Genomic DNA, 25035 nt, shown 5'->3' with positions numbered 1-25035 from the left:
GTTCGGCCGGCACAGGGCTCGCCTCTTTCGAAAACCGCGCGCGATGCCTACTAAGGACCACGCATCATCGCGAGAGTTCTGCACCGACCCCAATCGCCGAAGACGAAGACCGATGACCAGCCCGCGCACCCTCTACGACAAGATCTGGGACGACCACGTCGTCGATGTCCAGCCGGACGGCTCCAGCCTCCTCTACATCGACCGGCACCTCGTCCACGAAGTGACGAGCCCGCAGGCCTTCGAGGGTCTTCGCGTGGCCGGCCGCAAGGTGCGCCATCCGGAGAAGACGCTGGCCGTCGTGGACCACAACGTCCAGACCTCGGACCGCTCGCAGGGCATCGAGGATCCCGAGAGCCGCACGCAGCTCGAGGCGCTCGCCGAGAACGTGCGAGACTTCGGCATCGAGTTCTACGACGCCCTCGACCGCCGCCAGGGCATCGTCCACATCATCGGCCCGGAGCAGGGCTTCACGCTGCCCGGCCAGACGATCGTGTGCGGCGATTCGCACACCTCGACGCACGGCGCCTTCGGCGCGCTGGCCCACGGCATCGGCACCTCGGAGGTCGAGCACGTGCTCGCCACTCAGACCCTGGTGCAGCGCAAGGCCCGGAACATGCGCGTCTCCGTCGATGGCACGCTGCCGCCCGGCGTGACCGCGAAGGACATCATCCTGGCGATCATCGGCGAGATCGGGACCGCCGGCGGCACCGGCCACGTCATCGAGTATGCCGGCGAGGCGATCCGCGCGCTCTCGATGGAGGGCCGGATGACGATCTGCAACATGTCGATCGAGGGCGGTGCCCGCGCCGGCATGGTCGCCCCCGACGCGACGACCTTCGCCTACGTGAAGGACCGCCCGAAGGCGCCGAAGGGCGCGGCCTTCGACGCGGCCCGCCGCTACTGGGAGAGCCTCGTCACCGACGCCGGCGCGCATTTCGACCGCGAGGTGCGTCTCGACGCGGCCAACCTGCCGCCGATCGTCAGCTGGGGCACGAGCCCCGAGGACGTGATCTCGATCCAGGGCCGCATCCCGGACCCGTCCGAGATCGCCGACGAGAACAAGCGGCAGTCGAAGGAGAAGGCGCTCGCCTACATGGGCCTGACGCCGGGCACCCGGATCACCGACATCACCCTGGACCGGATCTTCATCGGCTCCTGCACCAACGGCCGCATCGAGGATCTGCGCGAGGTCGCGCGGGTCGTCGGCGACCGGAAGGTGCACGAGGGCGTCTCGGCGATGATCGTGCCGGGCTCCGGCCTCGTGAAGGCGCAGGCCGAGGCCGAGGGTCTCGACAAGATCCTGAAGGCGGCGGGCTTCGACTGGCGCGAGCCGGGCTGCTCGATGTGTCTCGGCATGAACCCGGACAAGCTGCGTCCGGGCGAGCGCTGCGCCTCGACGTCGAACCGCAACTTCGAGGGCCGCCAGGGTCCCCGCGGACGCACGCACCTCGTGTCCCCAGCCATGGCGGCGGCCGCGGCGGTCACCGGACACTTCGTCGACATCCGGGAGTGGCCGCAGGGCTGAAATCGCGATTGACGCCGGCGGCTCCGTTGCCTAAACGGAGCCGTCGCCGGCCGATGGCCGACGGCGAGCCCAGGTGGCGGAATTGGTAGACGCGCTGGTTTCAGGTACCAGTCTCGCGAGAGGTGAAGGTTCGAGTCCTTTCCTGGGCACCAAATGCCTGACAGCAGCCCGCCAACGCATTGGCGGGCTTTGTTGTTTCTGGGGTGCGGGATCTGCGGACCGAGGATGCGGGCGCCCGTCCCGCCTCTCGGGCCGTCAAAGCCCGACCCACTGTCCGCGTATCGGTCGCCCCGTTCGACCGACCGGCCCCGGCGCTGTGCCGCCGTTTCCTCGGCTGTGGCGAGCCATGCGATCACGGAGCGGCGAGGAGGCACGGCGGTAGGAGTGGTCGTCCGGGCCTCAGGGGGCACCGTTCGACCTGGAGACCGGAACCGCGCTGCCATCCCGCGCGTAGACGAGGTCTCGACATTCCCCCAGCGAGATCACCTCGAACCGCCCGGCTCCGGCCGTGGCGGTTTTTTCGTGCCCCGCGCTGCGACAGCGCCGTGCTCGCGGCGGCGTGACATCCCTCCGGGGATCCACGCAAACCCGCCGGCACGGCCGCGCCGGCTTCTCCCGATCACGCTGCGGTGACGCGCCGGTAGCTCGCCGCGAACGCCTGGGCTTCCTCGTGCGTTAGATCGGTGACCACCAGCCCCGGCGCGTAGACCGTCCAGCGGCCGTCGTTGTCCTCCGATATACGGATCTCGACCACCGCGGACCTCCTCGATTGCGAGTGGAAGCTCACCGCTACTCTCGCGAATTGTTGTGGGGACGCAATACCTCTTAAGGTGCTGGGGTTTCCTCCGGCACGGAGACGCGGCGGCATCCGCGGGAGCCCATTTCCCGGCAGGGGCACGCCCCGCGTGACCGCTACAGCCAGCGCTCGTCGAGGTCCGTGGCGTTCCTGTCCGCGACGGGCTGCGTCTCGTCACCCTCGGCGAACACCACCACGTCGTCCGGCCCGACGTCGCGGGTCGCGTAGAAATCCCAGCGCCGGTGGATCACGCGCGGGCCGCCGAAGATCCGGTAGGCGTTCCAGTACCGGTCGTCCCGGAAGCCGACATAGTGGACGCAGCGGGTCGCCATCGGCTCACCGGCGGCGGGCCATCAGCCGGGCCAGGCGCGGCCGCAGCGGCAGCGACAGCCGGTAGGCCAGCTCGGCGACCGGCAGAATCGGCCGGACACCGAGGACGCGCAGGTCAACCAGGCGGCCGAGCCAGCGCCAGCCGGGCATTGTCTGCCAGAGGCGCACGAACGCGGCGGCGCCGGAGATCAGCTGCCCGTCCGCGGTCCGGACATGGAAACGGCGCAGGGCCCGGGCTCGGTCGAGATCCGCGCCGAGCGCCGGCTCGGGCGCCCCGGAGCCGACATCGACGAAGGCGAGCCGGTCCGCGCCGGCGCACCGGCGATACTGGTCGATCTCGGCCCGGCACAGTGGGCAGCCGCCGTCGTAGTAGATGCTGAGCCGCCCGTCGGAGCGATCCTCGGCCATGGCCGCGCCGGTGCTCAGGGGCTCAGTTCGCGGGCGGGCTCAGGACGAGCTTGCCCTTGAAGGGCGCGTCGGCGTTGCGCGTGCTGGTGCAGGCGTACTCCTCCTGCCCGGCCTTCATCGTCCGCAGGCGCAGCGTGCCCTTGCCGTTCTGCTTGACCGTGTAGCCCTTCTCGCTGGCGACATGCACGAGGTCTCCGTCGGCGTGCAGCACGAGGCCGTTCTCGAACTGCCCGGGCGCGGTGATCGTCACCGGCGCGTCGGCGCTGCTCACGATCTTCAGCGCGACGTTGGTGTCGGCCGGAAGCTTGAGCTCGGCCGGGTCGCAGACCGGCTTGCCGTCCTTCAGGCTGATCGTCAGCTCCACGGGCGGCATCGCGTCAGTGGCGGGCGGCGGCAGGGGCTTGCCCTGAGCCAGGGCCGGCCCTGCGGCCAGGACAGCAGAGAGTGCCAGGAGCGTCGCCGATCCGCGCGCGAGTGTCAGCATGTCGATACGTCCGGATTGGAGGGGCAGCGCGCTCCGCCGAGCACACCGCCGGGAAAGGCGGCGCGGTCAGCGACGTTCCCGGGCGCAACGCCGCACCCGGGCGGATGCCAGCGATCGCGCCCGCGGGTCCCGCCGCCGGATCAGCCGGCATATCCCGGGGGCGTCACGCGGTATAAGGACCCGCTTCGGTTTTGAGTGAGGTCGATTCGCGTGCGGTCCGGTTCAAGGCTCTCCGAGCGCTGGTTCACGCTGGCGCTCTGGCTCGTCGCGCTGGTCTTCGCGTGGTTCCTGATCGGACTCGGATCGCTGGTCGTCGGCGATCTGCCGCAGGTGGAGCACCGCTACACCCTCGACCAGTTCCTCGACACCGACCAGGGCACGGCGTCGGCCGAGGCCCTCAAGCAGATCCGCCGGGAGCAGGACGACAACCGCCGGACGGTCGAGCAGGACCAGCTCGCCCTCGAGGCTGCGCAGGCCGCCTCCGAGGGCGCGCGCGAGACCTTCGCCAACTGGCTGAAGACCCGCGACGCCACGCAGCGGGTCGACCAGGATCCCGGGCTCATCGCGCGCACGCAGCAGCTCGACGCGCTGAAGGCCGCCGAGCGCACCATCGAGGAGCGGCTCGCGGCCCTGGCGCGGACGGGGCTCGACCTGTCGGAGAGCGAGGCGGCGCAGCTGCGCGTGGACACCGATCTGCGGGCCGCCGCGCAGACGCGCCTCGACGCGGCCGAGCGCGGCCAGGAGCTGCGCGTCTTCGGCTATCGCCTCGCCCTGACGCTGCCGCTGCTGGCCCTCGCCGGATGGCTCCTGCTCAAGCGCCGCCGCACCCGCAACTGGCCCTTCGTGTGGGGCTTCGCCTTCGCGGCGGCCTTCGCGTTCTTCGTCGAGCTCGTGCCCTACATGCCGAGCTACGGCGGCTACGTGCAGTACGGCGTCGGCGTGATCGTCACCCTGGTCGCGGGCCGGGCGGCGATCAACGCGCTGCACGCTCACCGCGCCCGGCAGGCCGTGGTGGAGGCGCGCCCGGACGCCGAGCGGCGGACCGAGATCGCCACCGACCAGGCCCTGGCGCGCCTCGCCAAGAAGGCGTGCCCGGGCTGCGAGCGGCCGATCGCCCTCGACGACGCGAGCACGAATTTCTGCCCCCATTGCGGGCTCGGCATCTTCGCGCACTGCCCGTCCTGCGCGCAGCGCAAGAGCACCTTCGAGCGCTTCTGCCGGGCCTGCGGCACCCGGAGCCCGGATCTCGCGAGCGAGGCGCCCTGACGCCGCCCGGGCACCCGGGCACGCCTCAGGCGTTGTCGCCCCGGATCGCCGCGATGACCGCGTCGGTGACCTGACGGGTCGTCGCCGTGCCACCGAGGTCCGGCGTGTGCAGGTTCGGATCCGCGGTGACCCGCTCGACCGCGCGCATCAGCCTGTCGGCCGCCGGCTTCTCTCCGAGGTGCTCCAGCATCTGGCACGCCGTCCAGAAGGTCGCGACCGGGTTGGCGATGCCCTTGCCGGCGATGTCGAAGGCCGAGCCGTGGATCGGCTCGAACATCGACGGGTAGGTCCGCTCCGGGTTGATGTTGGCGGTCGGCGCGATGCCGAGCGACCCGGCGAGCGCCGCCGCGAGGTCCGACAGGATGTCCGCGTGCAGGTTCGTCGCCACGATCGTGTCGAGGGTCTCGGGCTTCGTCACCATGCGCATCGTCATGGCGTCGACCAGCATCTTGTCCCAGGTCACGTCCGGGAAGTCCTTCGCGACCGCGGCGGCGATCTCGTCCCACATCACCATTGCGTGGCGCTGGGCGTTCGACTTGGTGACGACGGTCAGGAGCTTGCGCGGGCGGGAGCGGGCGAGCTCGAACGCGTAGCGGATGATCCGGTCGACCCCCGAGCGGGTCATCATCGAGACGTCGGTGGCGACCTCGTTGGGATGGCCCTGGTGGACCCGTCCGCCGACGCCGGCGTACTCGCCCTCCGAGTTCTCCCGCACGATCACCCAGTCGAGCTCCGGACCCGAGACGTGGCGCAGCGGGCTGGTAATGCCCGGCAGGATCCGGGTCGGGCGGACGTTGGCGTACTGGTCGAAGGGCTGGCAGATCGCGAGCCGCAGGCCCCAGAGGGTGATGTGGTCGGGCACGTCCGGCGCCCCGACCGCGCCGAAGAAGATCGCGTCGTGGTTCCGGATCTGGTCACGGCCGTCGGCCGGCATCATCGCGCCGTGCCTCTTGTAGTAGTCCGATCCCCAATCGAAATGGTCGAACTGGAAGGCGAAGGAGCCGGTCTTCTCGGCCAGCGCGTCGAGCACCTCGATGCCGGCGGCGATGACCTCGACGCCGATGCCGTCCGCGGGGATGGCCGCGATGGTGTAGGTCTTCGTCATGGGTGTCTTCTCGTGTGTCTTCGGGGGCGAGACGAGAAAGCGAGCGCGTGACGGTGGGCGCGGGCTCGGTGTCCGGATCGGGACGTGTAACGTTTTGTGACACTGTGCAGTTTCGCGTTGCCGTGCCACCGGCCGCCCCTATGCTCGCCGCATGCACGAGGGCACCACCATCGCCATCGTCGAGGACGATCCCGACATCCGCGCCCTTCTCGCCGGCTACCTGGAGGGCGAGGGGTTCCGCGCCGTCGCCCTCGACGGCGGCGCGGCCCTCGACCGCCTGATCGCGGCGGGCCCCGCGCCCGACCTCGTCGTCCTCGACTGGATGCTGCCCGGCGAGGACGGCCTCTCCATCTGCCGCCGCCTCCGCGACGCCGGTGGGCCGCCCGTCGTGATGCTGACCGCCAAGGACGAGGACATCGACCGGGTCCTCGGCCTGGAGATGGGCGCCGACGACTACGTCTCGAAGCCGTTCAACCCGCGGGTCCTGCTGGCCCGGATCCGCGCGGTCCTGCGACGGGCCCATGGCGCCGGCGGCCATCCCGCCGCGGCCGCCTCCGAGCGTCTCAGTGTCGCCGACCTCGTCGTCGATCTCGCGGCCCGCACCGTGATCACCGGCGATCCCGCCGCCGAGATCCCGCTGACCAGCGCCGAGTACGACCTGCTCCACTGCTTCGTCACTCGGCCGCAGCGGGTGCTCTCGCGCGACCAGCTCCTCGACTGGACCCGGGGCCGGACCGCTGACGCCTTCGACCGCACCATCGACGTCCAGGTCAGCCGCCTGCGGCACAAGCTCGACGCCTCGGGCAGTCAGGCCGCGTCCCTGCTCAAGACCGTGCGCAATGCCGGCTACATCCTGGCCGCTCCGGTCCGCTCCGGAACGCCGTGATGGGCCGCGTCGGGCTCCTCGGGCGCATCATGCTGCTCCTGCTCGGCGCCCTCTCCCTGCTCGTCCTCGCCACCGTGGCCCTGGATCACTGGCAGCGCCGGGAGGAGCGGCTGCCCTCGGGCTCGCGCTTCCCGCGGGTCGACCAGGCCGCCGGCATCATGACGCTGCTGCGCGACGCGGATCCCGCCCAGAGGCCGGCCATCCTGAAGGCGGTCAGCGGCGAGGTGCTGCGGGCCGAGATCGTCGACGCGCCGCCCGACACCGTCGACCTGATCCGCGAGCCCCGCCTGGAAACCCGGATCCGGCGGATGACGGCCGAGCCGGCCGACCGCGTCCAGGCCTACACCGACGCCGCCCTGCTGCGCCGCGGCGTCGATCCGGCCAACATCGCGCAGGCCGAGCGCGCCGGGCCGATCGGACGCCTCGCGCTGGCGACCTACCGGCTGCCCGACGGCCGGTACGCCGTGATCAGCGCGGCCGAGCATCATCGCTCGCTCATGCCGTGGCTGTTCGGCCAGCCGCTGAGCCTCTGGGTGGCGGTGCTCGGCGCCGCGGCGGCCGGTCTCGTCCTGGTCGGCACGCGCCACGAACTCGCACCGCTGCGCCGCCTCACCGACGCGGTCTCCCGGTTCGACGGCCGCGCCCCGGAGCGGGTGAGCGCGCCCCGGGGGGCGCCCGAGATCCGGCGTCTCGCCCAGGCAGTGCAGGGCATGCAGGAGCGGATCGCCGGCCTCATGGCCGAGCGCTCGCTGCTGATCGGCGCCATCTCGCACGACCTCAAGACCTACCTGACGCGGCTGCGCCTCCGCGCCGAAGTGGTGGCGGAGCCGATGCTCCGGGACAAGCTCGTGGCGGATCTCGACGCCATGACCGAGCTGATCGAGGCGTCCCTGGGGTTCGCCCGCGGCACCGCCGTCGAGGCGACCCGGGCGCCGGTGGATCTCGCCGATCTCGTCGCCGTCGAGGTGGCCGAGCACGCCGCCCAGGGCGCCACGATCAGCCTGACCGGCGAGGAGGTGCGGGACGCCACCGTGGCCGGTGACGCGGTCGCCCTGCGCCGGGTCGTGGCCAACCTGATCGGGAACGCCGTCAAGTTCGGACGCTCCTCGGTGGCGGTGGGGGTGAGCCGGGCCGGGACGGTGTGCCGGATCGTCGTCGAGGATGACGGGCCGGGCATTCCCGAGGCGGAGCGGACGGCGGTGTTCAGCCCGTACTACCGGGTCGAGCGCTCGCGCAGCCGACAGACCGGCGGGACAGGCCTGGGCCTCGCCATCAGCCGGCAGATCGCCGAGGCCCACGGCGGCACGGTGGTGGCGGAGGCCGGCGCGGACGGCGGCGCGCGGCTCGTCGTGACCCTGCCGAGCCTGTCCTGACGGCGGGCCGCAACGGGCCCGCAACCGGCCGTTACACATCGTTACAGGACGGCGCTCCCCGGTCACATCCGGGCAGCGCGCGCGGACGAACCTTCGCTCACACGCCGCGGCGGATCCTCCGTCCCGGCGGCGGCAGCCGGCCCCGGGCCGCGCTGACCGATCGAGCAGAAGGAGATCACCGATGTTGAAGGTTCTCGCTCCCGCCGCCCTCGTCGTGAGCCTCGCGGTGCCCGCCTCGGCGCTGCCGCTGGTGCAGGACGCCGTCTCCGACGGCGCCGACGGCGCCCGGATCATCCAGGTCTACGGCGGCTGCGGTCCCTACGGCCATCGCGGCCCGTACGGCGGCTGCCGCACCGGCGGCCAGTGGGGCGGCTACATCCGCGGCCGCTCGTGCCCGGCGGGCTTCCACATCGGCCCCTACGGCCGCCGCTGCTGGCCGAACTGAGACGCCGGGACGCTCGATCGCGTCCCCCGTTCCGCGTCCGGCCCCGCGGCCGGGTTCCCGTGGAGACACTCCCGGAGTTGAATCATGATCCGCACTCTCGTCCTGCCCGTGGCGCTCGCCGCGGGGGTTCTGTTGGCCGGCTCGAGCGCCGAGGCGCGCGACGGCTGCGGGCCCGGCTTCCACCGCAACGTCTACGGCTGGTGCCGGCCGAATCTGGGCTACAGGCCGTTCGTCTACGTTCCGGTCTATCCGCGCGTCGGCGACCGGTGGCACTACGGCTACCGCTGGCACCGACGCTTCGCGTGGGGCGGCGGCTATCGCTGGGGCGGCTTCCGCCATGCCGGCTGGCATGGGGGATGGCATGCGGGATGGCGCGGCGGCTGGCATCGGGGCTGGCACGGTGGCTGGCACCACGGCGGCTGGCACCATCGCTGGTGACCCCGTGCCGGATCCGGCCGCGCCCGTCCGCTACGGCAGGACGAGGCCCGACGCCGCGTAGGTCAGGGCCGCGACCAGGGCCGCGGCCGGCATCGTGATCACCCAGGCGATCACGATGCCCTGCGCGACGTTCCAGCGGACCGCCGAGACCCGGCGGGCGGCGCCGACGCCGACGATGGCGCCCGTGATCGTGTGGGTGGTCGAGACCGGGATGCCGAAGGCCGTCGCGGCGAACAGCGTCGCGGCGCCGCCGGTCTCGGCGCAGAACCCCTGCATGGGCGACAGCCGCGTGATCTTCGACCCCATCGTGTGGACGATGCGCCAGCCGCCCATCAGGGTGCCGAGGGCCATGGCGGTCTGGCAGGACAGCACCACCCAGAGGGGCACGTGGAAAGCCCCGCTCTCGCCGTGGGCGTAGAGCAGGGCCGCGATGATGCCCATGGTCTTCTGGGCGTCGTTGCCGCCGTGGCCGAGGGAGTAGAGCGAGGCCGAGACGAACTGGAGGCCCCGGAACACGCGGTCCACGGCGTGCGGCGTCGAGCGGACGAAGATCCACGAGACGGCCAGCATCAGCAGCAGCCCGAGGGCGAAGCCCAGGGCGGGCGAGAGGACGATGGCGGCGCTGGTGGCGATGACGCCAGGCCAGACGATCACGCCGACCCCCGCCTTGGCGATGCCGGCGCCGAGCAGGCCCCCGATCAGGGCGTGGGAGCTGGAGGACGGGATGCCGGCGTACCACGTGACCAGATTCCACGTGATAGCGCCGCCGAGCGCGCCCATGATGACCCGGTCGTCCACCGTCGCGACGTCGATAATGCCCGAGCCGACCGTGCCGGCGACGTGCAGGCCGAAGACCAGGAAGGCCACGAAGTTGAAGAACGCCGCCCAGAACACGGCGTAGCGGGGCGCCAGCACCCGCGTCGACACGATCGTGGCGATGGAGTTCGCGGCGTCGTGCAGCCCGTTCAGGAAGTCGAAGACCAGGGCGAGGACGATGAGGACGACGAGGAGCGTCACGCGGCGACCTGCGGCTCAGACATGTTCGACGACGATGCTGCTGATCTGGTTCGCCACGTCCTCGAACCGGTCCATGACCTTCTCCAGGTGGCCGTACAGCTCGGACCCGACGAGGAAGGCCATGGGGTCCCGCCCCGAGGCCTTGAACAGGGCTTTCAGCCCGTCATTGTGCAGGTCGTCGGCCCGCCCCTCCAGCTCGATGACGCGCTCGGTCAGGCTGTTCAGCGCGGCGGCGTTCTCGCCGAGGGCCCGCAGCTTCGGCAGCGCCTCGGCGGTGACCTGCGCGGCCTCCTGGATGACCGCGCCCATCTCGCGCATCGCCGGCTCGAAGGTGGTCACCTCGAAGAGCTGGACCGCCTTGGCGGTCTTGAGCATCTGGTCGATGGCGTCGTCGAGGGAGCCGACCAGGGCCTGGATGTCGCCGCGGTCGAACGGCGTGATGAAGGTCCGGCGGACCGCCAGCAGCGCCTCGCGGGTGATCCCGTCGGCCGCGTCCTCGTGGGCCGCGATCGCCGCGTAGGCCGACGGGACGGCCTGAGTCCCGTCGAGAAGTCCTCGCAGGGCGGCCGCGCCGTCCTCGAGCGTCCGCGCGTGACGCTCGAAGAGATCGAAGAACCGGTCCTCCCGCGGCATCAGGGCGCGAAACCAAGCCAGCATGGCGTGTCCGGATCGAGAGGTCGGCGCGGCGGCCGGGTGCGACGGCACCCGGCAGGCACAACGGGCGAGAGCGCCGACCCGATCCGGGAGCCGGCAAACAATCTGCCAGCGGGGCGGCGCCGGCCGGCGCCGCTCAGCGGACCGGGATGGCGGCGGCGTGGAGCCAGCCGAAATCCACCGGGTAGCCGAGCCCGTGCAGCATCTTGACCCGCTTCCAGGAGGCCGACCGCGCCGCGGCCGCGTCCTGCCCGGCGTCGATCTCGGCGCTCTCCATCTCCTGGAGCTCGCGGGTCAGCGACTCGCGCAGGCCTGCGGCCTTCATGTTGCCGAGCGCGGCGGTGAAGGCCTGCTCGGCGATCCGAACCTGATCACAAATCTGACGCACGCTCATCAGTACCGATCCCTCCAGCCCGGCGTGAACACTGCATTCCCGCAGTGAACAGGTAGCTATCACGCGAGCCGGCGGCGGGAGATGTACGTCTTTGGTGCAGCGGCCGTCACCGCATGGGGAGCAGGCCGGGGCGCCGCATCGTCCGCGGCGGACGCGCCCAGCGCCGCTTGCGCCCGAAGGTGCGGCGCGGATCGGCGAGGCGCGCGTCCATCTCCATCTTGCGACCCAACCGCGGCTGGACGCTGGCGCCGATCGCCACCAGCGCGGCCGAACCGATCAGCGCGACGAGTACCGCACCCCAGAACACGCTCTCGAACATCAGGCACTCCCGGTCTGGAGCCCCGCCGCGGACCGTTCCGGACTGCGGACGATTGCTGATGAAGCTAGACCATTCCCGCGAATGTAATCAACGCCCTGTATCGCCCCGTATTCAACTGTCGACAACTGATTGCGCCCACCCGCGACGCCCGCGCGCGTGGCGGGCGTCCCGTCCTTGCGCGGGATCAATGCGCGCGCCGCCCCGGTCTCCCACGATCCCCGCGCCCAACCGGAGCCCGGACCATGCGCCTCTATCGCGTCACCTTCTACAAGACCGTCGCGGACGATACCGGCCACGAGCACCGGGTGCGGCAGCGCGCGATCCTGGTCCGGGCGCCATCGGAGGTGTCGGCCGTCTGGCAGGCCAAGGCGCTGCTCTGCGCGGGGGCCCGGGTGGTCGACTGGCGCCTGCGCGCCGACAGCTGCGAGGTCGCCGCCCTGCCGGCCGCCGCGTAGGTCGACCGGACCTGCCGGCGCCGGGACCGGCCCGGATCCGCGCCGGCCATCGACGTCTCACCCGAGCCCGTCCCTCTCGCTTCCGGGACGTGCGGGTGAATCCGAGACGACGGGGTGCGGCCTCCGCGCTCGGCCTCGTGACCGGGACCGCGCCCCGGCCGCAACGTCAGCGGGTGCGGCACCGCACGCCGCGGGACCGGGCCCGTCCCGCTGCGGCCCCATTCCGCTGCGACACGGCCCCGGTCGGCGAGGCGATCGCCAGCGCCCGCTCCCTCTGCCTCGCGGTGGCGGCGACGATCCCGACGCCGGCCCCCCGCTCCCCGCCGAGCCCGCCTCGGCGGGCCGGGCCGATCGGGGCGGATTTTACCAAGCGTTCATCCTCCGGGTGTCCGATCCGGAGGGTCACAGGCGGGAAAGCGGAAGCGATGCCGAGCGAGACGAACCGAGCGATTCAGGATGCCCCGGCGCAGGAGCCGATCCTGGAACTGTGGCGCATCCTCGCCCTGGCGCTCATCGTCGCGGCCGGCATGCTGTTCGTCCATCTGGTCGTGCCCGCCGAGGCCGACGCGGCCCCGGTCGCCACGGCGCAGATCGCGGGCGCCCAGATCCTGCGGTGACGGGCACGGCCTGAAAGGCGACCCCGACGCGGCGCCCGAGCCGCCCCCGGCCGCCCCGCCTACTCGCCGCGCGCCGCGCCGAGCCCGGCCTGATCCAGCGCACTCGCGGCCGCCCTCAGCTCGCGCCGGGCTTCGGCGATCGCCGTCGCCTTCTCGTCGCCCTGCGCGTTCAGGGCCTCCAGGAAGGCGGTCCAGTCCGCGCGGGCACTGCTCGGGATCTGGCCGTCGAGCTTCTGGCGCAGCAGGGCGACGCGGCCCTCGGGCGTCGCGACCGTCGGGGCCGCGACGTCGGCGTCGTACACGCCGACCGCGCAGGTCTGGTCCCCGGCCCGGGTGTAGTAGGTGGTCTTGGGCTCCTCGACGGTGCTGCCCGGCTTGGGGAACAGGTAGCGGATCACCGAGATCTGGCCGGGCCTGGCCGTGTCCAGCATCGTGCGGATGAAGTGGTGGCCGGTCCGGTCGTGCAGGTCGCGGACGTCGTGCCCCTTCAAGATCGGGTTCGGGTGGGCGGTCATGACGCCGTCCGCATCGATACAGAACACGTAGGTGTCGGTGGTGCGGAACCCGCGCGTGCCGTCGGTGAAGTCCTGGAGCGCCCGGGTCCGGTCGGCTTTCAGGGCCCGATCGACGCGGCCGAGCATCCAGGAGGCGAAGCCATTCGGGCTCGGATCGTCGCAGGATACCGGAGCCTCACCGTCACCGCAGGCCCGGGCCGGCGCGACCGGTCCCAGTCCGAGCAGCGCGAGGATCGCCAGTCTCGAAGCCCTGGACGCCATCGGCCTCTCCCGCTTTCAACATGACGTGTCGAACCGGTGGAATGAGAGACCTGTCAGCCTGAACCGGTCATCACCCGAACAAGGGATGACAGGGCGAGAGACGCCGCACTGCCTCACTGCATCGGCAGCGGCACCGCCTCCACGGCGACGTCGCCGATGCCCCGGGCGGCGAGGGCCGCGCGCAGGGCGTCGGTCAGGCAGGTGCCGGCCGTGAAGGCGCCGAGCGCCGAGCCGTGCCGGTCCGCCTCGCGGGGGAGGGGGCCGATCAGCTGCACGACGCGCCGGGCGATGGCGGGCGCCGGGTCGATCCAGGTCACCGGCCAGGGCGCGACCGCCTGGAGGCGCGGCAGCAGCAGCGGATAGTGGGTGCAGGCGAGGCAGACCACGTCGGTGCGCCGCCCGTCCGCCTCGGTGACGAAGCAGGGGGCGATCTCGGCGGCGAGGGTGGCGTCGTCCACCGGCGCGCCCGCGAGCTCGGTCTCCGCGAAGCCGGCGAGGTTCTGCGAGCCGACCAGCGTCACCGCGCAGGAGCCCGCGTAGGTCGCGATCAGGTCGTGGGTGTAGGAGCGCGCCACCGTGCCGGGCGTCGCCAGCAGGGTCACGAGCCGCGAGCGCGTCGCCTCGGCGGCGGGCTTGATCGGTGGGACCACCCCCACGAAGGGCGTCGTGAAGCGCTGGCGCAGCGCCGGGAGCACCAGCGTCGAGGCGGTGTTGCAGGCGATGACCACGAGGTCGGGCCGGTGGGTCGCGACCAGCCGCTCCATCACGGTGAGGACGCGGGCGACGAGGGTCGCCTCCGAGAGCCGGCCGTACGGGAAGGCGGCGTCGTCGCCGACATAGACGTAGCGGGCATCCGGGCGGGCGCGCCGCACAGCGTCGAGGACGGTCAGGCCGCCGAGGCCGGAATCGAACACCAGGATGGTCGGCTCTGCGGCGCAGCGCAGAGCGGCGGCGGACAGGCTGGCCCCGGCCATCAGATCGATCCGCATGAGAACCCCGGACTCCTCGAAGAGCGTCCCAAAATCTCGGCAGCGAGGGTTAAGGCGGTGTCACTGCGGCGAGAGAAAGACCCGTGATCCCCAACCCGTTCCGTTAACCGGCGCGCCGACGCGGCGAAGAGGCCCGGTGGGCCGAGCGGCGACCGCGCGCCGACCAGGCGCACGCGAAGCCGCCGCGTCCGCTCTTGCAGAGGTTGTCGGAACACGGCCGGAACATATCTTCTGCGCGCCGGCCGGGGTCGAGAAGACGGTTCTCGGTCAGGCCCGAAAAAAGGGATCATCGTCATGGCAGCGACAGCCGCACTGCGCCCGGACGAGAGACGCGACCCCGCGACACCGGCCTTCCCGCCGCCGCACGTCACGGCCCGGCCGATCGACCGGGCCGCCTGGATCGCCGCCTACCGGCAGGTCCGGAGCGAGACCGAGCGCCGCGCCGCGCCGCTCTCGCCGGAAGACCAGCAGGTCCAGTCGATGGCCGATGCCAGCCCGACCAAGTGGCACCGGGCGCACGTCACGTGGTTCTTCGAGCAGTTCCTGCTACGGGAGCACCTGCCGGGCTACGCGATCTACGACGCGCGGCTGCACTACCTGTTCAACTCGTACTACGTGGCGGCCGGTCCCCGTCAGCCGCGCATCCAGCGCGGCATGATCACCCGCCCGACCATGGCGGAGGTCGCGGCCTACCGCGCCCATATCGACCGGGCGGTCGAGGCTCTGCTGGGCCAGGCCTCCGAGCGCGCGCTCGAGGCGGTGCTGCCGATCCTGGAAATCGGCCTCTACCACGAGCAGCAGCACCAGGAGCTCCTCCTCACCGACATCCTGCACGCCTTCGCGCAGAACCCGCTGAACCCGGCCTACGACCCGGACTGGCGCTTCCCGAAGGCGGCGGCGCAGGCCGGCCAGGTCACCCTCGACCGCGCGATCGCGTGGATCGGGCATGCGGGCGAGGGGTTCTCGTTCGACAACGAGTCGCCCCGGCACGAGACGCTGATCCCGGCCGGCCGCCTCGACCGGGCGCTGGTGACGAACCGCCAGTGGCTCGCCTTCATGGAGGATGGCGGCTACGCCAAGCCGGAGCTGTGGCTCTCGGACGGCTGGTATGCCGGACCGGCGGAGGGCTGGGAGGCCCCCGGCTACTGGCGCCGGGACGGGGAGGGGTGGGCGACCATGACGCTGGGCAGCGAGCGCCCGGTGGACCTCGACGCCCCCGTCACCCACGTCAGCTATTACGAGGCCGACGCCTACGCCCGCTGGGCCGGCCGCTTCCTGCCGACCGAGTTCGAGTGGGAGGTCGCGGCCCGCGACGGCGGCCTGCCGGACGCCTTCGGCCTCGTCTGGCAATGGACCCGCAGCGCCTACGTCCCCTACCCGGGGTACCGGCCGCTCCCGGGGGCTCTCGGCGAGTACAACGGCAAGTTCATGGCCAACCAGTTCGTGCTGCGGGGCTCGTCGGTGGCGACCCCCGAGGGCCATGCCCGGCTGCCGTACCGCAACTTCTTCTATCCGCACCAGCGCTGGCAGTTCACCGGCCTGCGCCTCGCCGACGCCGCCTGACGCGCCCCGGAGCCGCCCTTGACCATCAAGCCCACCTTCGCCGACGCGACGCCGGTCACGCTGGACGCGCCGCCGCTGAGCTTCCTCGACGACGTCCGCGCGGGCCTGTCCAAGCCCCAGAAGGCCCTGTCGCCGAAATACTTCTACGACGAGGCCGGGTCCGCGCTGTTCGAGGCGATCACCCGGCTCCCGGAATACTACCCGACCCGGACCGAGATCGGCATCCTCGACGCCTGCGGGCCCGAGATCGCCGCGCTGCTGCCGGCCCACGCGGCGCTGGTGGAGTTCGGCAGCGGCTCGACCGTGAAGCTGCGCCGACTCCTGCGCCACCTCGACACCCTCGCGGCCTACGTGCCGGTGGACGTCTCCGGCGAGTTCCTGCGCGGGCAGGCGGAGGTCCTGCGGGGCGATTTCCCGGACCTGCGGGTCGAGCCGGTCGTGGCCGACTTCACCCGCGACTTCGACCTGCCGGAGAGCCTGAACGGCCTGCCGCGCGCCGGGTTCTTCCCGGGCTCGACCATCGGCAACTTCGACCCGCACGAGGCCGAGGATCTGCTGCGCCGGTTCGGCCGGATCCTGGGGCCGGGCGCCCACATGATCGTCGGCGTCGACCTCGTGAAGGACGCGGCGGTGCTGGAGGCCGCCTACGACGACGCGCAGGGCGTCACCGCCGCCTTCAACCTCAACCTCCTGACCCGGATCAACCGGGAACTCGCCGGGCGCTTCGAGCCCGACGCCTTCGGCCACCGGGCGGTGTTCAACACCGACGCCTCGCGGATCGAGATGCATCTCGTCGCCCGCGACGCCCAGGCGGTGCGGGTCGGCGCCGACACCTTCGCGTTCGCGGCGGGCGAGACGATCCACACCGAGAGCAGCTACAAGTACACGCCGGCCACGTTCCGCGCGCTGACCGAGCGGGCGGGCTGGACGTGGCTGACGGTCTGGACCGACCCGGACCAGCTGTTCTCGGTCCACGCGCTCCGGCTGGACTGAGCGGGGCCGGGCGGGGCACGCGGATCCATGCGCTTCGGCCCGCGCTGGTTCCTGCTGGTGGCGCCCGCCCTGGGGGCCCTGGCGGGGCTCCTCTACGGGGTGATCTTCGGGATCGCCCCGCTGACCGGGACGGCGATCCGCGGCGCGATCATCGGCACGCCGATCCTGCTCTACGAGCGGCAGTTGCTGGCGCCGCGGCTGCGCGACCGCATCCGCGGCCTCGCGACGCCGCTGTTCCTGCTCGCCACCGTGGCGCTCTACATCGCGCTGATCGTGGTCGGGAACGCGGTCGCCAGCACGGTGCTGAACCAGCTGTTCCGCTTCATGTACAGCGAGCGGAACGCGATGCTGATGTCGCAGTCCGGCCTGCTCTACGCGCTCGGCATCTCGGCCCTGGTGGTGTTCGTGTTCCGGGTCCGCGACCTGATCGGCCCTGGCGTCTTCGCGAACCTGCTGATCGGGCGCTACCACCGGCCGATCAGCGAGGAGCGGATCTTCCTCTTCCTCGACGTGACCGGGTCGACGCGCTTCGCCGACCGCCACGGCGACCGGGCGGCGCAGGCCTATCTCGGGCAGGTCTTCAACGCCCTGGCGCTGCCGGTGGCGCGCGCCCGCGGCTCGATCGACGACTACGTCGGCGACCTCGCGCTGGTGACCTGGACGATGGAGCGGGGCCTGCGCGACGCCGCCTGCCTGCGCTGCGTCTTCGCGTTCCAGGAGCGGCTCGCCGCCGAGGCGGAGAGCTGGCGGGATCGCTTCGGGCAGGTGCCGCAGTTCCGCGCCGCGCTGCATTGCGGCCCGGTCGTGACCGCCGAGATCGGGCTGGAGCGGCACAAGATCGCGTATTTCGGCGACGTCGTGAACACGACGGCCCGGCTGGAGGCCCTGTCGAAGACCTTGGGCGTCGACGTCCTCGTCTCGGCCGACCTCCTCGCCCGGCTCGGCCCGCTGCCGGACGACCTCGTGGCGGAGGATCTCGGAGCCCACGCCCTGCGCGGCCGCGCCGAGCCCCTGGCGGTGGCGGCGATCCGGCGCCGGACCGCCGTCGCGGCACCCGCGCGACCGCTGCCGAGCCGCGCCGCGACCGCGTGAACCGCCGCGGCGACGAGCCCGTCAGGCGCCGAGCGCCTTCAGCACCGCCCGGGCGGCGCGCTCGCCGTCGAGGGTCGCCCCGCCCACCGTCATGGCGCCGCCGCCCGCCAGCGCCTCCCCGGCGAAGAACACGCGCCCGCCGACCGGCGCGCGCAGGCGGTCGCGGGCCTCCGCGTGGCCGGGGGCGGCGATCGAGTAGGAGCCCCGGGCGTGCGGGTCCGTCCACCAGCCGGCGAGGCGCCCGGCCTGGACGGCGCTGCGGGCGCCGCCGCCGAGGACCGCGACCAGGCGCTCGGTGGCGAGCGCCACCGCCTCCGCCTCACCGGCCCGGCACAGGTCGCGCGCGAGGTCGCCGCCGAGATTGGCCACCGCCAGGGACCTGCCGAAGGGCTGCATCTCGAAGTAGATCGTCGGGCCGCCCGTCGCCACCGAGACCGCGTCGCCGAGGTCGGCACCGTCGAGGCGCGCGGGGTCGAGGCGCAGGCCGATCTTGGTGTAGGCGCCCATCGACAGGCCGTCGAGCGCCGTCCGGGCGGCGTCCGGCAGGTCCGGCGCGAACGCCACGGCCCCGGCCTTCAGCACGCCGACCGGCACCGTGACGATGGCGGCGGCGGCCGCGATCGTGCCCCGCGCCGTCTCGACCCGGACCCCGCGGCCCGACCAGTCGATCGCCCGCACGGGGCAGCCGAGGCTGACCGGCAGGTCGGCGAAGTGCCGCGCCACGAGGTCGCCGTAGCCGTCGATCCAGAGGTCGGAGCCGGACCAGAGCCGGTCGTAGTCCACGGCCGAGACCCGCTCGGGATCCTCGCCGAGGGAGAGCCGGCTCAGGCCGGCCGCCGCCAGGGCGGCGTCGGGGCCGCCGGCCCCGGCCGCCTCCGCCAGGGACGGGTCGCCGCCCTTCGGGGCGAGCAGCGCGTCGAGGCCGGAGAAGCCGGCACGCCGCCGCGCCGCCTCGGCGACGGTGGCGGGACGGCCGTCGACGACGAGCCGGCGCGCCCAGCCGTCCTCGCGGGCGACGTGCGCCCCGGCCGCCCGGGCGATGGGCGCCCAGGGATTGCGTTCGGCCCAGTGGATGTACTCGGCGCCGGCGTCGAACCGGCACGCGTCGCCGAGCGCCCGGTCGGTGAAGGCGCGGCCGCCGATCCGGTCCCGGGCCTCGACGAGGGTGAAACTCTGCCCTGCCGCCCGCAGGAGGGCGGCGGCCGCGAGCCCCGCGGCCCCGGCGCCGACGACGACCACGGATCCGCCGCCGGCGCGGGCCCGGAGGGCCGGCATCGCCAGGAGGGGGGCGGCGAGCAGCGATCGACGGGTCGGTGTCATGGGCGCGCCCGCTCGGAACCGTCCGGAGGCGTCGCCTCCCCCGCGCCGGGACCCGCGGCGGCGCGCTAGCCGCGCGCGCCCTGGGGACCCGAACGCTTCTCCATCATGGCCTTGACCTGCATCAGCTGGTCCCAGACCTGGCCCGGCGAGGTGCCGAAGAAGTCGAAGCCGGCGGCGATGCCCCAGTAGATGCCGAAGCAGATGAACGGCACGAGCACCCAGGCCAGCACCTCCTCGCCGCGGCGGCGCCGCTGGCGACGCCGGCGCCGCTCCTCGCGCCGGGTGAGCTTCTTGGGGGGCGCCGGCTGCGCGACGGGGGACAGAGGTCCCTCGTGCAGGTTGTCAGTCATCGGGCGCCTCCTCGCCGCGGCGCATGCGCGTCGCGGCGGTCATAGACCGGCGGCCCCCGAGTCCGGAAGGCCGCCAGCCGGCCTGCACACCATTAGGCGCGCACGAGTGGCACCTTCGGCACGGTCCGGACGCCGCCGCCCGAGCTGCCGCCGCCGCCCTTGTTGTCCTTCGGCGTCTTCTTCCGGGCCGCGGTGCGGGGCTTGGCGCGCTTGTGGCGCTTGGCGGCGTTGGTCACGTCCTTCTCGGGCTTGGGCGTCACGGGACCCGCCGGGAAGTCGAAGCCCAGGCTGTCCTTGGCGCCGGCCTTGGCCTCGCCGTCCTCCGGCTTGCGGACGACCACGCGGACCGCGCCGCCGTCCTTGAGCTTGCCGAACAGGACCTCGTCGGCGAGCGGCGTCTTGATGGTCGACTGGATCAGCCGGGCCATCGGGCGCGCGCCCATCGCGTCGTCGTAGCCGTGCTCCACCAGCCAGTCCCGGGCCTCGTCGGAGAGCTCGATCGTGACGTTGCGGTCGGCGAGCTGCGCCTCGAGCTGGAGGACGAACTTGTCCACCACCTTCGCCACCACGTCCTTCGGCAGGTGGCCGAACGAGATGATCGCGTCGAGCCGGTTGCGGAATTCCGGCGCGAACAGCCGGTTGATCGCCTCGACGTCGTCGCCGGAGCGCTTCGACTGGGTGAAGCCGTAGGCCGCCTTGGCCAGGTCCGAGGCGCCCGCGTTCGACGTCATGATGATGATGACGTTGCGGAAATCGACCTGCTTGCCGTTGTGGTCGGTCAGCTTCCCGTGATCCATCACCTGCAGCAGGATGTTGAACAGGTCCGGATGCGCCTTCTCGATCTCGTCGAGGAGGAGCACGCAGTGCGGGTGCTGGTCGATCCCGTCGGTGAGCAGGCCGCCCTGGTCGAAGCCCACGTAGCCGGGGGGCGCGCCGATCAGGCGGCTCACCGTGTGGCGCTCCATGTACTCCGACATGTCGAAGCGCAGCATCTCGACGCCGAGCGAGGCGGCGAGCTGCTTGGCGGCCTCGGTCTTGCCGACGCCGGTCGGGCCCGCGAACAGGTACGAGCCGATCGGCTTGTCCGGGTCGCGCAGGCCGGCCCGGGCCAGCTTGATCGCCGAGGTTAGGGCCTCGATGGCGTTCGGCTGTCCGTAGACCACGCGCTTCAGGTTCTCGGTCAGGTGCTGGAGCACCACCGCGTCGTCCTTGGAGACCGTCTTCGGCGGGATCCGGGCCATCGTGGCGATGGTCGCCTCTATCTCCTTGATGCCGATGGTGCGCTTGCGGCGCGCCTCCGGCACCAGCATCTGCGAGGCGCCGGTCTCGTCGATCACGTCGATCGCCTTGTCGGGCAGCTTGCGGTCGTTGATGTAGCGGGCCGACAGCTCCACCGCGGCCTTCACGGCCTCGGTCGTGTACTTGAGCTTGTGGAACTCCTCGAAGTACGGCCGCAGGCCCTTCACGATCTCGATCGTGTCGGGGATCGACGGCTCGTTGACGTCGATCTTCTGGAAGCGCCGCACCAGGGCGCGGTCCTTCTCGAAGTACTGGCGGTACTCCTTGTAGGTGGTCGAGCCGATGCAGCGCAGCGTGCCGGAGGCGAGCGCCGGCTTGAGCAGGTTCGACGCGTCCATGGCCCCGCCCGAGGTCGCGCCGGCGCCGATCACCGTGTGGATCTCGTCGATGAACATGATCGCGTTCGGGTGCGCCTCGATCTCCTTCATGACCTGCTTGAGGCGCTCCTCGAAGTCGCCCCGGTAGCGGGTGCCGGCGAGCAGCGTGCCCATGTCGAGGGAGAAGACGGTCGCGTCGGCGAGCACCTCCGGCACCTCGTGCTGGATGATCTTGCGCGCCAGACCTTCGGCGATCGCGGTCTTGCCGACGCCGGGATCGCCGACCAGCAGCGGGTTGTTCTTCTGCCGGCGGCAGAGGACCTGGATCGTCCGCTGGACCTCGCTCTCGCGGCCGATCAGCGGGTCGATCTTGCCGTCGCGGGCCTTCTTGTTGAGGTTGACGCAGTAGGCGTCGAGCGCGTCGCCCTTCTTCTTGGCGCCGCGGGGATCGCCCTCGTCGCTCGGACGCTCGGACGCGCCCTCCTCGTCGGCGCCGCGCACGGGCTTCGCCTCGGAGGCGCCGGGCCGCTTGGCGATGCCGTGGCTGATGTAGTTGACCGCGTCGTAGCGGGTCATGTCCTGCTCCTGCAGGAAGTAGGCGGCGTGGCTCTCGCGCTCGGCGAAGATCGCCACCAGCACGTTGGCGCCGGTCACCTCCTCGCGGCCCGACGACTGGACGTGGATCACGGCGCGCTGGATCACGCGCTGGAACCCGGCCGTGGGCTTGGCGTCCTGCCGGCCATCGCCGGTGAGGTTGGAGAGCTCGGTGTCGACGTAGTCGACCAAGCTGCGCTTGAGCGTGTCGATCTCGACGTTGCAGGCGCGCATGACCGCGGCCGCATCTTGGTCATCCACCAGGGCGAGCAGGAGATGCTCCAGCGTCGCGTATTCGTGCCGGCGCTCCCCGGCGAGCGCCAGGGCGCGGTGGAGGGCTTGTTCTAGGCTGCGTGAGAAGCTTGGCAAAGCTGGCCTCTGTCCTTCGTGCCTACCGCGAGCGGCGCCTATTTCTTTTCCATAACGCACTGGAGAGGATGTTGGTGTTTGCGTGCGAAGTCCATGACCTGCGTCACCTTGGTCTCCGCCACCTCGTAGGTGAAGACCCCGCACTCGCCGACCCCGTTCTGATGCACGTGCATCATGATCTGGTAGGCGTCCTCGTGGCTCTTGTTGAAGAACCGCTCGACCACCAGGACCACGAACTCCATCGGCGTATAGTCGTCGTTCAGAAGGAGTACCCGGTACAGACTCGGCCGCTTGGTCCGCGGCTTCGTGCGCGTGATGATCGCGGTGTTGGACCGGTCGTCGCCCCCGGGCGTGCGCGAACCGGATGCCGTGACCGCGATACGCGCCGGCCGGTGCTCCCTGGTCGAACTCGCGGTGCCCTGCATGGGGACCTGTCTCATGTGCGTCGAACCGATCCCTTGCTCGGAGCGGGCGCCGCCGGCCCTCACGGCCGATCCTGATCCTGGCCTGCCGGGAGCAGCGCTCAGCTCCACGCCGTTTAATCTACAGACGGTGAGCCGACTTCGCCAGACGCCTGTGCGCACTTGTCCGCCCTGCACCGCGTGTCCCCGGCGCATGATGGCCGACCCGCTAGCGCGCCGGGCCGGGACGGGCCGCGGCCGGTGCCAGCGCCTTCGGCCGCAGGAACGCGCCGGTCAGGCCCAGCATCGCGTCGCCGGCGGCGGCCGAGCGAGCCGCGGCGCGCTCCCCGGCCCGCTGCAGGTACGCGGCCTGCACCGCCAGGATCTCGGTCGGGCTGCGCGCCACCGCCAGCGCCCCCCAGGTCGCCCCGAGGTCGTCGAGGGCCTTCTTGACCGAGTCGAGATACTCGATGCCGAGGGTCTGGGCCGCGCGGCTCGCGATCCCGAACCGCCGCAGGGGCGTCCCGAAGCCGGAGGCGACCGGGCTCAGGGGGAGGGCAGGGGGTTTCTGCATCGCCGATCTCCGGTCCGCCGCCGAGCCGGCCCGCCATCCGCGACCGACAGTTTCGGATCGCCGGGAGAGTGTGCGGCACGACAGCCAGCGTCAAGCTCGGGCCTGTAAGAGCGGCCGGCCGCAACCGGCACGGCATGGCCGACCGGCAACAGCGGGTCGGGAACGGCCGGTAAGCGGATGCCGGACCGGCACGATCCGGCACTCGCCGCGATCGCATTAACGGGCCTGTAACTGCACTTGCCTAACTCTCCACTGATGCAGCGGGGCCACGTGATCGGCGGAAGGCTCTGCAGGGGATACGACCGGCCAGATCCGGTCTCGCGAGGCAATCAGGCGTGATGCGTAGCGTAGTAGGCCGCTCCCGGACGATTCCAGCGCTCCCGGCCGCGATCCTGGCCGCCGCCGTCCTGACGGCCATGGCCTCACCGGCCGACGCCCGGCGCGGTCGGCACCACCACGCCCGCGCCGGCGGCGGCTACAACCCGCCCTACGCGGCGATGGTCGTGGACGTGAAGAGCGGCAAGACCTTGCACGCGGTGAACGAGGACGCCCTGCGGCACCCGGCCTCGATCACCAAGGTGATGACGCTCTACATGCTGTTCGAGCAGATGGAGCGGGGCAAGTTCGCCCTCGATTCCGACCTGACCATCTCGGCCCACGCCGCCGCCCAGGCGCCGTCCAAGCTCGGCCTGCGCCCCGGCCAGACCATCTCGGTCGAGGACGCCATCAAGGCGATCGTGACGAAGTCGGCGAACGACGTGGCCTGCGCCATCGGCGAGAACATCGCTGGCTCCGAGGAGCGCTTCGCCCAGATGATGACCGCGAAGGCCCACGCCCTCGGCATGAGCCGCACGCACTACGCCAACGCCTCGGGCCTGCCCGATCCGGACCAGCTGACCACCGCGCGTGACCTGACCGTGCTGGCCCGGGCGATCCAGGACCGGTTCCCGCACTACTACCGCTACTTCCAGACCCGGTCCTTCGCGTTCCGCGGCCGGGTGATCGGCAACCACAACCGCCTCCTGGGCAACGTCCAGGGCGTCGACGGGATCAAGACCGGCTACACGCGGGATTCCGGCTTCAACCTGATGACCGCGGCGAAGTCCGAGGGGCGCCAGATCGTGGCGATCGTGCTGGGCGGCAAGTCCGGCGCGAGCCGCGACCGGATCATGGCCGACCTCGTCCGCGCCAGCCTGCCGCGCGCCTATGCCGGCGCCCGGATCTCGGCGCCGGTCACCGAGGTCGCCGAGCGCGCCCGCCCGGCGGTCGTCGCCGACGCGGTCTCGCGGACCCGCACGCAGGTCGCCTCGGCGGACGACGAGGACGTCGAGACAACCGGCACCACCGGCGAGCCCCTCGACCTGTCCCCCGCCAAGACGACGACGCCGGGCGGCACCTGGAAGCCCGGCCCGCAGGGGATCCCGAAGGCGGCCCAGGCCTATGCCGGCGGCGGCAACGCCCAGCCGCCCTTCCCGGGCGCGTCCAAGTCCACGGCCCGGGTGGCCTCCCTCGAGCGCGACGAGCCGCCGAAGGCGGTCTCCGGCGCCCGCGTCGTCCCGACCGCCTGGGTGATCCAGCTCGGCGCCATGGACGACGAGTCCAAGGCCCGGACGATGCTCTCGGAAGCGCGCGCCAAGGTCGGCGGCAGCCTGTCGAAGGCCGCGCCCTACACGGTCAAGGTCGAGCACGGCGGCACCACGCTGTTCCGCGCCCGCTTCTCGGGCTTCTCCGAGCAGGATTCCGCCCAGGAGGCCTGCTCGGCCCTGAAGCGAAGCGGCTTCAGCTGCTTCGCCACCCGGAGCTGAGACCCGCGAGACCCGCCGGCGCGCCCGCGCGCCGCGTTTCGCGAGCCACCGGCGCGCCCGCGCGCCGGTTACGGAACGGCC

Annotated in this window: 28 protein-coding genes and 1 tRNA gene; 13 read left to right on the top strand and 16 right to left on the bottom strand. The window is 72.1% G+C overall.

Annotated elements, in window-relative coordinates; genetic code table 11:
* Positions 1 to 112: 112 nt before the first annotated feature.
* Both leuC and LXM90_RS19795 read left to right on the top strand, forming a co-directional pair.
* Positions 113 to 1525, top strand: a complete 1413-nt coding sequence (gene leuC, locus LXM90_RS19800) for a 3-isopropylmalate dehydratase large subunit (RefSeq protein ID WP_020095841.1) — start codon at positions 113 to 115, stop codon at positions 1523 to 1525.
* Positions 1526 to 1592: 67 nt separating this feature from the next.
* Positions 1593 to 1677 (top strand) — tRNA-Leu (locus LXM90_RS19795).
* A 467-nt stretch (positions 1678 to 2144) separates the two neighbouring features.
* Here LXM90_RS19795 and LXM90_RS31930 read toward each other — a convergent pair.
* From LXM90_RS31930 to LXM90_RS19780, 4 genes are all read right to left on the bottom strand, one after another.
* Positions 2145 to 2279, bottom strand: a complete 135-nt coding sequence (locus LXM90_RS31930; RefSeq protein ID WP_267965754.1) for a hypothetical protein — start codon at positions 2277 to 2279, stop codon at positions 2145 to 2147.
* 158 nt (positions 2280 to 2437) lie between these two features.
* The gene (locus LXM90_RS19790; RefSeq protein ID WP_012317770.1) at positions 2438 to 2653 is read right to left on the bottom strand and encodes a hypothetical protein; all 216 of its coding nucleotides are present in this window, start codon (positions 2651 to 2653) and stop codon (positions 2438 to 2440) included.
* A gap of 4 nt (positions 2654 to 2657) precedes the next feature.
* The gene (locus tag LXM90_RS19785; protein ID WP_020095839.1) at positions 2658 to 3059 is read right to left on the bottom strand and encodes a thiol-disulfide oxidoreductase DCC family protein; all 402 of its coding nucleotides are present in this window, start codon (positions 3057 to 3059) and stop codon (positions 2658 to 2660) included.
* 22 nt (positions 3060 to 3081) lie between these two features.
* The gene (locus tag LXM90_RS19780) at positions 3082 to 3543 is read right to left on the bottom strand and encodes an anaerobic typically selenocysteine-containing protein (RefSeq protein ID WP_020095838.1); all 462 of its coding nucleotides are present in this window, start codon (positions 3541 to 3543) and stop codon (positions 3082 to 3084) included.
* Positions 3544 to 3753: 210 nt separating this feature from the next.
* Between LXM90_RS19780 and LXM90_RS19775 the strand changes: the two genes are divergently transcribed.
* Entirely contained in the window at positions 3754 to 4809 is a 1056-nt protein-coding gene (locus LXM90_RS19775; protein WP_234081015.1) for a zinc ribbon domain-containing protein, read from the top strand.
* A gap of 25 nt (positions 4810 to 4834) precedes the next feature.
* On the opposite strand, the gene LXM90_RS19770 is transcribed toward LXM90_RS19775, so the two are convergent.
* Positions 4835 to 5914, bottom strand: coding sequence for a tartrate dehydrogenase (locus LXM90_RS19770; RefSeq protein WP_020095836.1), 1080 nt, complete (start codon positions 5912 to 5914; stop codon positions 4835 to 4837).
* A gap of 151 nt (positions 5915 to 6065) precedes the next feature.
* On the opposite strand from LXM90_RS19770, the gene LXM90_RS19765 reads away from it, so the two are divergent.
* The 4 genes from LXM90_RS19765 (at position 6066) to LXM90_RS19750 (ending at position 9056) form a co-directional block, all read left to right on the top strand.
* On the top strand, positions 6066 to 6800 hold the full coding sequence (locus tag LXM90_RS19765; protein ID WP_020095835.1) for a response regulator: 735 nt from the start codon (positions 6066 to 6068) through the stop codon (positions 6798 to 6800).
* A complete protein-coding gene (locus LXM90_RS19760; RefSeq protein WP_020095834.1) occupies positions 6800 to 8173 on the top strand; it encodes a sensor histidine kinase in 1374 nt (457 codons plus the stop codon). Before LXM90_RS19765 ends, LXM90_RS19760 begins: the two co-directional genes overlap by 1 nt.
* Positions 8174 to 8354: 181 nt before the next feature.
* Positions 8355 to 8618, top strand: a complete 264-nt coding sequence (locus tag LXM90_RS19755; protein WP_020095833.1) for a GCG_CRPN prefix-to-repeats domain-containing protein — start codon at positions 8355 to 8357, stop codon at positions 8616 to 8618.
* Between the two features lie 84 nt (positions 8619 to 8702).
* Positions 8703 to 9056 carry a GCG_CRPN prefix-to-repeats domain-containing protein gene (locus tag LXM90_RS19750; protein WP_020095832.1) on the top strand — a complete coding sequence of 118 codons (354 nt, stop codon included), beginning with the start codon at positions 8703 to 8705 and terminating at the stop codon, positions 9054 to 9056.
* A 30-nt stretch (positions 9057 to 9086) separates the two neighbouring features.
* Here LXM90_RS19750 and LXM90_RS19745 read toward each other — a convergent pair whose 3' ends face one another.
* The 4 genes from LXM90_RS19745 to LXM90_RS19730 form a co-directional block, all read right to left on the bottom strand.
* Positions 9087 to 10073 (bottom strand): inorganic phosphate transporter, encoded by a 987-nt coding sequence (locus LXM90_RS19745; protein WP_020095831.1) that lies wholly within the window; start codon positions 10071 to 10073, stop codon positions 9087 to 9089.
* Between the two features lie 15 nt (positions 10074 to 10088).
* The gene (locus LXM90_RS19740) at positions 10089 to 10730 is read right to left on the bottom strand and encodes a DUF47 domain-containing protein (RefSeq protein ID WP_020095830.1); all 642 of its coding nucleotides are present in this window, start codon (positions 10728 to 10730) and stop codon (positions 10089 to 10091) included.
* 133 nt (positions 10731 to 10863) lie between these two features.
* Positions 10864 to 11121: a hypothetical protein gene (locus tag LXM90_RS19735; protein WP_020095829.1), complete on the bottom strand. Its 258-nt coding sequence runs from the start codon at positions 11119 to 11121 to the stop codon at positions 10864 to 10866.
* 106 nt (positions 11122 to 11227) lie between these two features.
* Complete coding sequence (locus LXM90_RS19730) at positions 11228 to 11440, bottom strand: hypothetical protein (protein WP_020095828.1); 213 nt, start codon at positions 11438 to 11440, stop codon at positions 11228 to 11230.
* Positions 11441 to 11682: 242 nt separating this feature from the next.
* Here LXM90_RS19730 and LXM90_RS19725 point away from each other — a divergent pair, with 242 nt between their 5' ends.
* Together LXM90_RS19725 and LXM90_RS19720 are read left to right on the top strand one after the other, a co-directional pair.
* Positions 11683 to 11895: a hypothetical protein gene (locus LXM90_RS19725; RefSeq protein WP_020095827.1), complete on the top strand. Its 213-nt coding sequence runs from the start codon at positions 11683 to 11685 to the stop codon at positions 11893 to 11895.
* 425 nt (positions 11896 to 12320) lie between these two features.
* The gene (locus tag LXM90_RS19720; protein ID WP_020095826.1) at positions 12321 to 12512 is read left to right on the top strand and encodes a hypothetical protein; all 192 of its coding nucleotides are present in this window, start codon (positions 12321 to 12323) and stop codon (positions 12510 to 12512) included.
* A 59-nt stretch (positions 12513 to 12571) separates the two neighbouring features.
* On the opposite strand, the gene LXM90_RS19715 is transcribed toward LXM90_RS19720, so the two are convergent.
* Both LXM90_RS19715 and murI read right to left on the bottom strand, forming a co-directional pair.
* Positions 12572 to 13288: a cache domain-containing protein gene (locus tag LXM90_RS19715; protein ID WP_020095825.1), complete on the bottom strand. Its 717-nt coding sequence runs from the start codon at positions 13286 to 13288 to the stop codon at positions 12572 to 12574.
* Between the two features lie 113 nt (positions 13289 to 13401).
* Positions 13402 to 14277 (bottom strand): glutamate racemase, encoded by an 876-nt coding sequence (gene murI, locus LXM90_RS19710; RefSeq protein ID WP_205833387.1) that lies wholly within the window; start codon positions 14275 to 14277, stop codon positions 13402 to 13404.
* Between the two features lie 294 nt (positions 14278 to 14571).
* Between murI and egtB the strand changes: the two genes are divergently transcribed.
* From egtB to LXM90_RS19695, 3 genes are read left to right on the top strand one after another with little or no spacing between them, the layout of a single operon-like run.
* Positions 14572 to 15840, top strand: coding sequence for an ergothioneine biosynthesis protein EgtB (egtB, locus tag LXM90_RS19705; protein WP_020095823.1), 1269 nt, complete (start codon positions 14572 to 14574; stop codon positions 15838 to 15840).
* An 18-nt stretch (positions 15841 to 15858) separates the two neighbouring features.
* Positions 15859 to 16833, top strand: a complete 975-nt coding sequence (egtD, locus tag LXM90_RS19700; protein WP_020095822.1) for an L-histidine N(alpha)-methyltransferase — start codon at positions 15859 to 15861, stop codon at positions 16831 to 16833.
* A gap of 27 nt (positions 16834 to 16860) precedes the next feature.
* The gene (locus LXM90_RS19695) at positions 16861 to 17925 is read left to right on the top strand and encodes an adenylate/guanylate cyclase domain-containing protein (protein WP_020095821.1); all 1065 of its coding nucleotides are present in this window, start codon (positions 16861 to 16863) and stop codon (positions 17923 to 17925) included.
* 21 nt (positions 17926 to 17946) lie between these two features.
* Here the strand turns inward: LXM90_RS19695 and LXM90_RS19690 are convergent, their stop codons facing one another.
* The 5 genes from LXM90_RS19690 to LXM90_RS19670 form a co-directional block, all read right to left on the bottom strand.
* Entirely contained in the window at positions 17947 to 19245 is a 1299-nt protein-coding gene (locus LXM90_RS19690; RefSeq protein ID WP_020095820.1) for a flavin monoamine oxidase family protein, read from the bottom strand.
* 65 nt (positions 19246 to 19310) lie between these two features.
* Positions 19311 to 19595: a hypothetical protein gene (locus tag LXM90_RS19685; RefSeq protein WP_020095819.1), complete on the bottom strand. Its 285-nt coding sequence runs from the start codon at positions 19593 to 19595 to the stop codon at positions 19311 to 19313.
* 92 nt (positions 19596 to 19687) lie between these two features.
* Positions 19688 to 22174, bottom strand: coding sequence for an ATP-dependent Clp protease ATP-binding subunit ClpA (gene clpA, locus LXM90_RS19680; RefSeq protein ID WP_026605345.1), 2487 nt, complete (start codon positions 22172 to 22174; stop codon positions 19688 to 19690).
* A gap of 38 nt (positions 22175 to 22212) precedes the next feature.
* Positions 22213 to 22599 carry an ATP-dependent Clp protease adapter ClpS gene (gene clpS / locus LXM90_RS19675; RefSeq protein WP_026605344.1) on the bottom strand — a complete coding sequence of 129 codons (387 nt, stop codon included), beginning with the start codon at positions 22597 to 22599 and terminating at the stop codon, positions 22213 to 22215.
* A 205-nt stretch (positions 22600 to 22804) separates the two neighbouring features.
* Complete coding sequence (locus LXM90_RS19670; protein WP_020095815.1) at positions 22805 to 23149, bottom strand: phasin family protein; 345 nt, start codon at positions 23147 to 23149, stop codon at positions 22805 to 22807.
* Between the two features lie 338 nt (positions 23150 to 23487).
* Here LXM90_RS19670 and LXM90_RS19665 point away from each other — a divergent pair, with 338 nt between their 5' ends.
* Positions 23488 to 24954 carry a D-alanyl-D-alanine carboxypeptidase gene (locus LXM90_RS19665; RefSeq protein ID WP_091976918.1) on the top strand — a complete coding sequence of 489 codons (1467 nt, stop codon included), beginning with the start codon at positions 23488 to 23490 and terminating at the stop codon, positions 24952 to 24954.
* Positions 24955 to 25035: the final 81 nt, after the last annotated feature.

Source organism: Methylobacterium oryzae, assembly GCF_021398735.1.
Lineage (GTDB): Bacteria > Pseudomonadota > Alphaproteobacteria > Rhizobiales > Beijerinckiaceae > Methylobacterium.
This window is presented reverse-complemented; position numbering and strand designations above follow the sequence as displayed.

Coding starts and splice junctions, on each gene's coding strand:
- LXM90_RS19755 (WP_020095833.1), top strand. CDS start 8,355: ATGTTGAAGGTTCTCGCTCCCGCCGCCCTCGTCGTGAGCCTCGCGGTG.
- LXM90_RS19685 (WP_020095819.1), bottom strand. CDS start 19,595: ATGACTGACAACCTGCACGAGGGACCTCTGTCCCCCGTCGCGCAGCCG.
- LXM90_RS19665 (WP_091976918.1), top strand. CDS start 23,488: ATGCGTAGCGTAGTAGGCCGCTCCCGGACGATTCCAGCGCTCCCGGCC.
- LXM90_RS19670 (WP_020095815.1), bottom strand. CDS start 23,149: ATGCAGAAACCCCCTGCCCTCCCCCTGAGCCCGGTCGCCTCCGGCTTC.
- LXM90_RS19785 (WP_020095839.1), bottom strand. CDS start 3,059: ATGGCCGAGGATCGCTCCGACGGGCGGCTCAGCATCTACTACGACGGC.
- leuC (WP_020095841.1), top strand. CDS start 113: ATGACCAGCCCGCGCACCCTCTACGACAAGATCTGGGACGACCACGTC.
- LXM90_RS19695 (WP_020095821.1), top strand. CDS start 16,861: ATGCGCTTCGGCCCGCGCTGGTTCCTGCTGGTGGCGCCCGCCCTGGGG.
- clpS (WP_026605344.1), bottom strand. CDS start 22,599: ATGCAGGGCACCGCGAGTTCGACCAGGGAGCACCGGCCGGCGCGTATC.
- LXM90_RS19690 (WP_020095820.1), bottom strand. CDS start 19,245: ATGACACCGACCCGTCGATCGCTGCTCGCCGCCCCCCTCCTGGCGATG.
- LXM90_RS19790 (WP_012317770.1), bottom strand. CDS start 2,653: ATGGCGACCCGCTGCGTCCACTATGTCGGCTTCCGGGACGACCGGTAC.
- LXM90_RS19760 (WP_020095834.1), top strand. CDS start 6,800: ATGGGCCGCGTCGGGCTCCTCGGGCGCATCATGCTGCTCCTGCTCGGC.
- LXM90_RS19715 (WP_020095825.1), bottom strand. CDS start 13,288: ATGGCGTCCAGGGCTTCGAGACTGGCGATCCTCGCGCTGCTCGGACTG.
- LXM90_RS19730 (WP_020095828.1), bottom strand. CDS start 11,440: ATGTTCGAGAGCGTGTTCTGGGGTGCGGTACTCGTCGCGCTGATCGGT.
- LXM90_RS19735 (WP_020095829.1), bottom strand. CDS start 11,121: ATGAGCGTGCGTCAGATTTGTGATCAGGTTCGGATCGCCGAGCAGGCC.
- LXM90_RS19720 (WP_020095826.1), top strand. CDS start 12,321: ATGCCGAGCGAGACGAACCGAGCGATTCAGGATGCCCCGGCGCAGGAG.
- LXM90_RS19765 (WP_020095835.1), top strand. CDS start 6,066: ATGCACGAGGGCACCACCATCGCCATCGTCGAGGACGATCCCGACATC.
- LXM90_RS19770 (WP_020095836.1), bottom strand. CDS start 5,914: ATGACGAAGACCTACACCATCGCGGCCATCCCCGCGGACGGCATCGGC.
- murI (WP_205833387.1), bottom strand. CDS start 14,277: ATGCGGATCGATCTGATGGCCGGGGCCAGCCTGTCCGCCGCCGCTCTG.
- egtB (WP_020095823.1), top strand. CDS start 14,572: ATGGCAGCGACAGCCGCACTGCGCCCGGACGAGAGACGCGACCCCGCG.
- LXM90_RS19725 (WP_020095827.1), top strand. CDS start 11,683: ATGCGCCTCTATCGCGTCACCTTCTACAAGACCGTCGCGGACGATACC.
- LXM90_RS19780 (WP_020095838.1), bottom strand. CDS start 3,543: ATGCTGACACTCGCGCGCGGATCGGCGACGCTCCTGGCACTCTCTGCT.
- LXM90_RS19750 (WP_020095832.1), top strand. CDS start 8,703: ATGATCCGCACTCTCGTCCTGCCCGTGGCGCTCGCCGCGGGGGTTCTG.
- LXM90_RS19740 (WP_020095830.1), bottom strand. CDS start 10,730: ATGCTGGCTTGGTTTCGCGCCCTGATGCCGCGGGAGGACCGGTTCTTC.